8 protein-coding genes are annotated in these 6,409 nt (G+C 72.0%); 2 read left to right on the top strand and 6 right to left on the bottom strand.

Annotation, left to right across the window (positions count from 1 at the left end; all coding sequences use genetic code 11):
- Together B8460_RS16680 and B8460_RS16675 are read left to right on the top strand one after the other, a co-directional pair.
- On the top strand, positions 1–692 hold a 692-nt coding region (locus B8460_RS16680), incomplete at its 5' end, for a DUF2252 family protein (protein WP_048862743.1).
- The gene (locus tag B8460_RS16675; RefSeq protein WP_084623799.1) at positions 689–1,222 is read left to right on the top strand and encodes a CinA family protein; all 534 of its coding nucleotides are present in this window, start codon (positions 689–691) and stop codon (positions 1,220–1,222) included. The genes B8460_RS16680 and B8460_RS16675, both read left to right, overlap by 4 nt.
- A gap of 8 nt (positions 1,223–1,230) precedes the next feature.
- Here B8460_RS16675 and B8460_RS16670 read toward each other — a convergent pair whose 3' ends face one another.
- The 6 genes from B8460_RS16670 to B8460_RS16645 form a co-directional block, all read right to left on the bottom strand.
- Entirely contained in the window at positions 1,231–1,578 is a 348-nt protein-coding gene (locus B8460_RS16670) for an EF-hand domain-containing protein (RefSeq protein ID WP_199445678.1), read from the bottom strand.
- An 87-nt stretch (positions 1,579–1,665) separates the two neighbouring features.
- Positions 1,666–2,727, bottom strand: coding sequence for a threonine aldolase family protein (locus B8460_RS16665; RefSeq protein WP_307188641.1), 1,062 nt, complete (start codon positions 2,725–2,727; stop codon positions 1,666–1,668).
- Between the two features lie 60 nt (positions 2,728–2,787).
- Positions 2,788–3,714: a hypothetical protein gene (locus B8460_RS16660; protein WP_148360663.1), complete on the bottom strand. Its 927-nt coding sequence runs from the start codon at positions 3,712–3,714 to the stop codon at positions 2,788–2,790.
- A 61-nt stretch (positions 3,715–3,775) separates the two neighbouring features.
- On the bottom strand, positions 3,776–4,300 hold the full coding sequence (locus tag B8460_RS16655) for a type II toxin-antitoxin system RatA family toxin (RefSeq protein ID WP_048862739.1): 525 nt from the start codon (positions 4,298–4,300) through the stop codon (positions 3,776–3,778).
- 4 nt (positions 4,301–4,304) lie between these two features.
- Positions 4,305–5,300: a lipoyl synthase gene (gene lipA / locus B8460_RS16650; protein WP_048862738.1), complete on the bottom strand. Its 996-nt coding sequence runs from the start codon at positions 5,298–5,300 to the stop codon at positions 4,305–4,307.
- 53 nt (positions 5,301–5,353) lie between these two features.
- On the bottom strand, positions 5,354–6,409 hold a 1,056-nt coding region (locus B8460_RS16645), incomplete at its 5' end, for a dihydrolipoyl dehydrogenase (RefSeq protein WP_048862737.1).

Here is a 6,409-nt window from a genome sequence, read left to right as displayed (position 1 = left end):
ATCGCGGCCGCTGGCGGCTGCGCGACCGGCCGCCGCTGACGTTGAGCCTCGGCCAGGCGGGCGACGACGTGCACACGGTCGCCGCCCGCGCGGCCTTCGCCTCCTACCGCAGCACCCTGCCCGAGGAGCGGCGCCTGCTGCTCGACCGCTACCGGCTGGAGGACGTGGCGTTCAAGGTGGTCGGCGTCGGCAGCGTCGGCACGTTCTGCGCGATCGGCCTGTACGTGAGTGGCGACGGCGCCCCGCTGCTGCTGCAGGTCAAGGAGGCGCAGCGCAGCGTGCTCGAACCCTTCGCCGGGCGCAGCCTGTACCAGAACCAGGGCGAGCGGATCGTCGTGGGGCAACGCATCATGCAGACCTGCCCGGACATCTTCCTCGGCTGGACGCGCGATCCAGGGGATGACCGGCATTGCTACGTCCGGGCGCTGAAGGACCCGCGTCTCGCGCTCGCGGGCAACGAGCTGGCGGACTCGGCGCTGTCGACGCACGCCGCGCTGTGCGGGCGCACCCTGGCGCGGGCCCATGCGCGGTCCGGCGACGCCGCGCGGATCGCCGGCTATCTCGGCCATGGCGGCGTCATGGACGCGGCAATCGCGGATTTCGCGATGGCGTATGCCGACCAGACCGAGCGGGACTGGCGGTTGTTCCAGGAAGCGATCAAGGCCGGCGAGATCGTCGCGGAGGACGCATGACGGGCGGGGCGAAAGCCGAGGCGCAGGCGGAAGCGCCAGGGGGGCCACCGGACGCGGCGGAGCTTCGGCGCGCGGCGGAGCGGCTTTTGGCGCGCTGCCGGGCGCGCGGGGTCATGCTCGCGACGGCGGAAAGCTGCACCGGCGGGCTGATCGCGGCCAGGCTGACGGAGATCGCGGGCTCGTCGGATGTCGTGGACCGGGGCTTCGTGACCTATTCGAACGCGGCCAAGACGGAGATGCTCGGCGTGCCGGCGGCGCTGATCGCGGACCACGGCGCCGTCAGCGCGCCGGTGGCGGAGGCGATGGCGCGCGGCGCCCGCGCCCGTTCCGCGGCGGGCGTCGCCGTCGCCGTGACGGGTATCGCGGGTCCCGGCGGCGGCAGCGCGGACAAGCCGGTGGGTCTTGTCTGGTTCGGCCTCGCCCACGCGGGGGGTGTCATGACCGACCATGTGGTCTTCCCGGGCGACCGTGCCGCCGTGCGCGCGGCCACGGTCGCCCATGCCTTCGCCCTGATCGACGCCGTCCTGTAGCCGCCGGCTCAGTCGGAAGCGGCGCGCCGGGCGGCCCGCTTCGCCTCGTAGTAGGCATGGATGTCGGCCATCGTGATGTAGCCCTTCCGGTCGCGGTCGATGCGGTCGAACAGATACGCCATGGCCGGGAATCCGGCCTGCGCCTGCGCCAGCGTCAGGTGGCCGTCATGGGTGGTGTTCGCCTCGGCGAAGCGCTGGGCGACGGTCTGCCGGTGGGCACCGGGCTGGGCCGAGGCGGCCGGCGCCGCCTGTGCCCGCGCGGCATGGGCGCCGAACGGCACGCCGCCGAGCACCGAGGCGCCGAGCATCGTCGCACCCGCGAGGCAGAGCAGCCCGGGCAGAAAGATTGGACGCATGCGTGTCTCTCCCGTTTTGGTGACCCGACAAGGATCGCGCGGGGAGGTTAAGGAAACGCTAGCCGCCAATGCAATCTATACGTGTGTCTATCCGGCCTTCATCGCGTCGGTAAGGATGGACACCGCGTCGTCCACGTCGGCCGCCGTGATGTCCAGATGGGTGCAGGCGCGGGCGCGGTTGCGGCCGAGCAGGGAGACGAGCAGGCCGGCGCGGCGGGCGCGCAGCGCCAGCTCCTCGATCGGGAAGCGGCCGTCGGTGATCTCGAAGAAGACGAGGTTGGTGGCGGGCGGCTGCACCGCGAGGCCGGGCACCCGCGCCAGCCCTGCCGCGAGGCGGGCGGCGTTGGCGTGATCCTCGGCCAGCCGCGCGATGTTGTGGTCAAGGGCATACAGGCACGCCGCCGCGCACATCCCGGCCTGCCGCATGGCGCCGCCCAGACGCTGCTTCCAGCGCCACGCCGCGCCGATGAAGGTGGACGTGCCCGCAAGCACGGCGCCGAGCGGGGCGCCGAGCCCCTTGGTGAAGTCCACCCAGACGGTGTCGTAGCCGCGGACATGCGCACCCACCGGCTGGTTCGACGCCACCACGGCGTTGAACAGCCGCGCCCCGTCCATGTGCGTCGCGAGCCCGGCCCCATGCGCCGTCGCCGCGACGGCATCCAGCGCAGCGACGGGCCAGACGGCGCCGCCGGCGATGTTGGTGGTCTGCTCCACGGACAACAGGCTTTGCGGCGGCGCGTTGCGGGTGCGCGGACGCAGCGCCTCGGTGACCGCATCGGCGTCGAACTGCCCCTCCGCCCCGCGCAGCCCGAGCAGGTTGACGCCGGAGAGCGCCGAGGCACCGCCCCCCTCGCTGGTCACGAGATGCGCCGTCTCGTGGCACAGCACCTCGTCGCCCGGCCGCGTATGGGTCAGCACGGCGATCTGGTTGCACATCGTCCCGCTCGGCAGGAACACCGCGGCTTCCTTGCCCAGCAGGGCCGCCATCCGGTCGCACAGCGCGTTGACGGTGGGATCGTCGCCGTACTGCTCGTCCCCCACCTCCGCCGCGAGCATGGCGGTGCGCATCGCGGCCGTGGGCCGGGTGTGGGTGTCGGAATAGAGGTCGATGCGCACGGGCGGGAGGCCCGGCTGCGCCGGCAGCGGCATGTACATCGCGGATCCTTTGCGGCAGGACGGCGGCAAGCCTACCGGCCGCGATCCGCCGGGTCAGCAGGTCAGGCGCAGGACACTGCCTTGCGGCAGGATGACGCGGATATGCTGACCGCCGTTCCCCGGCGCGGCGTTGTCCGGCCCCTGGTCGCCGGGTGTTTGATCCCCCGGGGCCTGGTCGCCGGGTCCCTGGTCGCCGGGTCCCTGGTCGCCGGGTCCCTGATCGCCCGGTGCCTTGTCCCCCTGCCCCTTGTCGTCCGGCTGGTCGCCGGACCCCTGGTCGTCCGATCCGTCGCCGTGATGCGGCAACGCCATGCCCGGCTGGTCCGGCAGGACCCAGCCCGGGCTGATGCGCAGCCGCGGATGCGCGCACAGGTCCACCCCGCGCCGCTCCTCGGCGGATTTGTTGTCATAGACGATGCGCACGTCCTGCCGGCAGCCGCCGTTGAACGTCACGGACAGCGCCTTGCCGGGCAGAAGCTGGCCGTCGCCCAGCCGGTCGTCGCCCCAGTCGGTCGCGTTGCGCGGCGACACGTAGATTTCGGTGATCGTGCGGCCGGACGCGTTGCGTAAGGAGACGTCGTGCCCAGGCTGATCCTGGCCGCCGCCGTCCTCGTCGCCGTCACCTGCCCGGCCGCCGTCGAAGGCGACGGTGCGCACGCGGCAGATGTCGAGGCCGCGCCGCTCCTGCGTGCTGCCGTCGCGGTAGGTCGCCTGGGCATCCCACGCGCAGCCCGCGCCCTGGAGATGGAGGGTGACGCTGCGGCCGGGGGCGATGGTCTGCTGCGGACCCAGCCGGTCGTCGCCCCAGTCGTCGTCGCGCGCCGAGGACATGCGCACCGCGATGATCGGCTGTCGGGCGCGGTTGGCGACCGTCAGGAGGTGATCGGCCACCCGCACAACCGGGTCGGCCCCGGCCTGCGTCCGCATCGCGTCCACCGGGGGCGACAGCGCCAGCACGGCAAGCAGCAGGATCATGCGCACGCACTCTCTCCTCGGTCCGGACGCAGGATAGCGCGGGCGGTCGGGGTCACGCCGCCGGGTGTCACGCCTCGGACTTGACCGGTGCGGGGGCCTGGGGCGGGGCCGCGGCGGACTGGACGGCGCCGGCTTGCGGACGGCTGCCGGGCGGGCCGTACATCGCGCGCGCCCGGGTCAGGAAGGCGGCCACCATGCGGCGCACCGCTTCCTGGAACACGACGCCGATCGCGCGGCTGAGCAGGCGGGACCGGAACTCGAAATCGACGTGGAAATCCACCCGGCAACCAGGCGGCGCGCCGGCCGCCGCCGGCGTGAATTGCCAGGTGTTGTGGAGGTATTTGAACGGCCCGTTCTCGTAGGTGACGCGGATATGGCGCGGCCGATCGAGGCGGACGCGGCTGGTGAAGCTCTCACGGAAGGGGCCGAAACCGATCGTCAGGTCGGCGACCATCTCCGTCTCCGTCCGGGTGCGCAGCTTGGCGGCGACGCACCAGGGCAGGAACTCCGGATACCGGCCGACATCGGCGACCAGGTCGAACAACTGGTCGTCGCGGTAGGGAACGGTGGTGGTCTGGTCGTGGGTCGGCATCGGGTCAGGCTGCCCCGTCGCGCATGGGCGCGGCCATGGGGGCGGCCATGGACGCCGCCGCCCGCGCGTCGCGCAGGCGCGCGAAATCGGCATCGGCGTGATAGGAACTGCGCGTCAGCGGCGTGGCGGCGACCATGAGGAAGCCCTTGGCGCGTGCGGTGGCGGCAATGTCGTCGAATTCGGCCGGCGGGACGAAGCGGGCGACGGCGGCGTGCTTGACCGTTGGTTGGAGATACTGGCCGACGGTCAGGAAATCCACCTCGGCCGTGCGCAGATCGTCCATCACCTGCGCGATTTCCGCCCGTTCCTCGCCAAGGCCGACCATCAGCCCGGATTTGGTGAAGATCCCGGGTGCCAGTCGGCGGACGGTATCGAGCAGGCGCAGCGACTGGTAATAGCGCGCGCCGGGCCGGATCGACGGATAGAGCCGGGGCACCGTCTCCAGGTTGTGATTGAACACGTCCGGTCGCGCCGCCGCGATCGTCTCCGCCCCGCCGGGCTTGCGCAGGAAGTCGGGGGTCAGCACCTCGATCGTCGTCTCAGGCGCCGCGGCACGGACCGCCGCGATGACGGCGGCGAAATGCGCCGCCCCGCCATCGGCCAGGTCGTCGCGGTCCACCGACGTGATCACCACGTGCCGCAGGCCGAGGCGCGCGACCGCCTCCCCCACCCGGCCCGGCTCGTCCGCGTCGAGCGCGTCCGGCTGGCCCGTCCGCACGTTGCAGAAGCTGCAGGCCCGCGTGCAGGTGTCGCCCATGATCATCATGGTCGCGTGCCGCTGCGACCAGCATTCGCCGATATTCGGGCACGCCGCCTCCTCGCACACGGTGACGAGGCGGTGTTCGCGCATCAGGGCGCGCGTTTCGTGATAAACGGGGTGCGTGGGCGCGCGGACCCGGATCCAGTCCGGCTTGCGCTGGATCGGGTGATCGGGGCGATGCGCCTTCTCGGGGTGACGCGGCTTGCCCTGGCGGTGGTCGATCAGGACGTGGGTGGCCATGCCCGTCAGGTGGCGGAGGGGGGCGGCCGCGTCAAGCATCGTGCGGCGGCCGCTCAGAAATGGATCGCCCTCCCATAGGCGTCCAGCACCGCCTCGTGCATCGTCTCGCTGACCGTCGGGTGCGGGAAGACGGTGTGCATCAGCTCCGCCTCGGTGCTCTCCAGCGTCCGGGCGATGGTGTAGCCCTGGATCATCTCGGTGACCTCGGCGCCGATCATGTGCGCGCCCAGCAACTCGCCGGTCCTGGCGTCGAACACCGTCTTGACCATCCCCTCCGGCTCGCCGAGCGCGATCGCCTTGCCGTTGCCGATGAAGGGGAAGCGGCCGACGCGCACCTCGTGCCCCGCCGCCTTCGCCCGTGCCTCCGTCAGCCCGACCGAGGCGACCTGCGGGCGGCAATAGGTGCAGCCGGGGATGTTGGTCACGTCCATCGGATGCACGTCGTTCAGCCCGGCGATCTTCTCAACGCAGATCACCCCCTCGTGGCTCGCCTTGTGCGCGAGCCAGGGCGGGCCGCACAGGTCGCCGATCGCATACACGCCGGGCTCGCCGGTGCGGTAGTATTCGTCGGTGACGACATGGGTGCGCTCGACCTTGACGGCGGTGCCCTCGATCCCGATGCCCTCGACGTTGCCGACGATGCCGACGGCAGAGATCACCACGTCCACGGTGATGTCCTGCGTCGTGCCGCCCGACTCGACGCGGACGGTCACGCCCGCGCCGCCGCGCGTCACGCCGCCCACCTTGGCGCCGGTGAGGATCTTCATGCCCTGCTTCTCGAACGATTTGCGCGCGAAGGCGGAGATCTCCTCGTCCTCCACCGGCAGCACGCGGTCGAGCACCTCGACCACCGTCACCGCCGCCCCCATGTTGAGGTAGAAGCTCGCGAACTCGATCCCGATCGCGCCGGAGCCGATGACCAGCAGCGATTTCGGCATGCGGTCGGGGACCATCGCGTGCTTGTAGGTCCACACCGTCTTGCCGTCCGCCTCCAGCCCCGGCAGCTCGCGCGCGCGGGCGCCGGTCGCGAGGATGATGTGCGGGGCGCGCAGGGTCGCGACGGGCTTGCCGTCCTTCTCGACCGCGACGGTGTGGCGGCCGGCGAGCCG

Origin of the sequence: Acidisphaera rubrifaciens HS-AP3 (assembly GCF_000964365.1) — a bacterium.
Classification (GTDB): Bacteria; Pseudomonadota; Alphaproteobacteria; order Acetobacterales; family Acetobacteraceae; genus Acidisphaera; species Acidisphaera rubrifaciens.
The sequence above is the reverse complement of the archived record's forward strand: the minus strand, read 5'-3'. Positions and strand labels throughout refer to the sequence as shown.

Excerpts from the sequence above, each read along its gene's own strand:
- B8460_RS16665 (WP_307188641.1), bottom strand. The coding sequence starts at position 2,727 with ATGCCGCTGCCGGCGCAGCCGGGCCTCCCGCCCGTGCGCATCGACCTC.
- lipA (WP_048862738.1), bottom strand. The coding sequence starts at position 5,300 with ATGGCCACCCACGTCCTGATCGACCACCGCCAGGGCAAGCCGCGTCAC.
- B8460_RS16655 (WP_048862739.1), bottom strand. The coding sequence starts at position 4,300 with ATGCCGACCCACGACCAGACCACCACCGTTCCCTACCGCGACGACCAG.
- B8460_RS16675 (WP_084623799.1), top strand. The coding sequence starts at position 689 with ATGACGGGCGGGGCGAAAGCCGAGGCGCAGGCGGAAGCGCCAGGGGGG.
- B8460_RS16670 (WP_199445678.1), bottom strand. The coding sequence starts at position 1,578 with ATGCGTCCAATCTTTCTGCCCGGGCTGCTCTGCCTCGCGGGTGCGACG.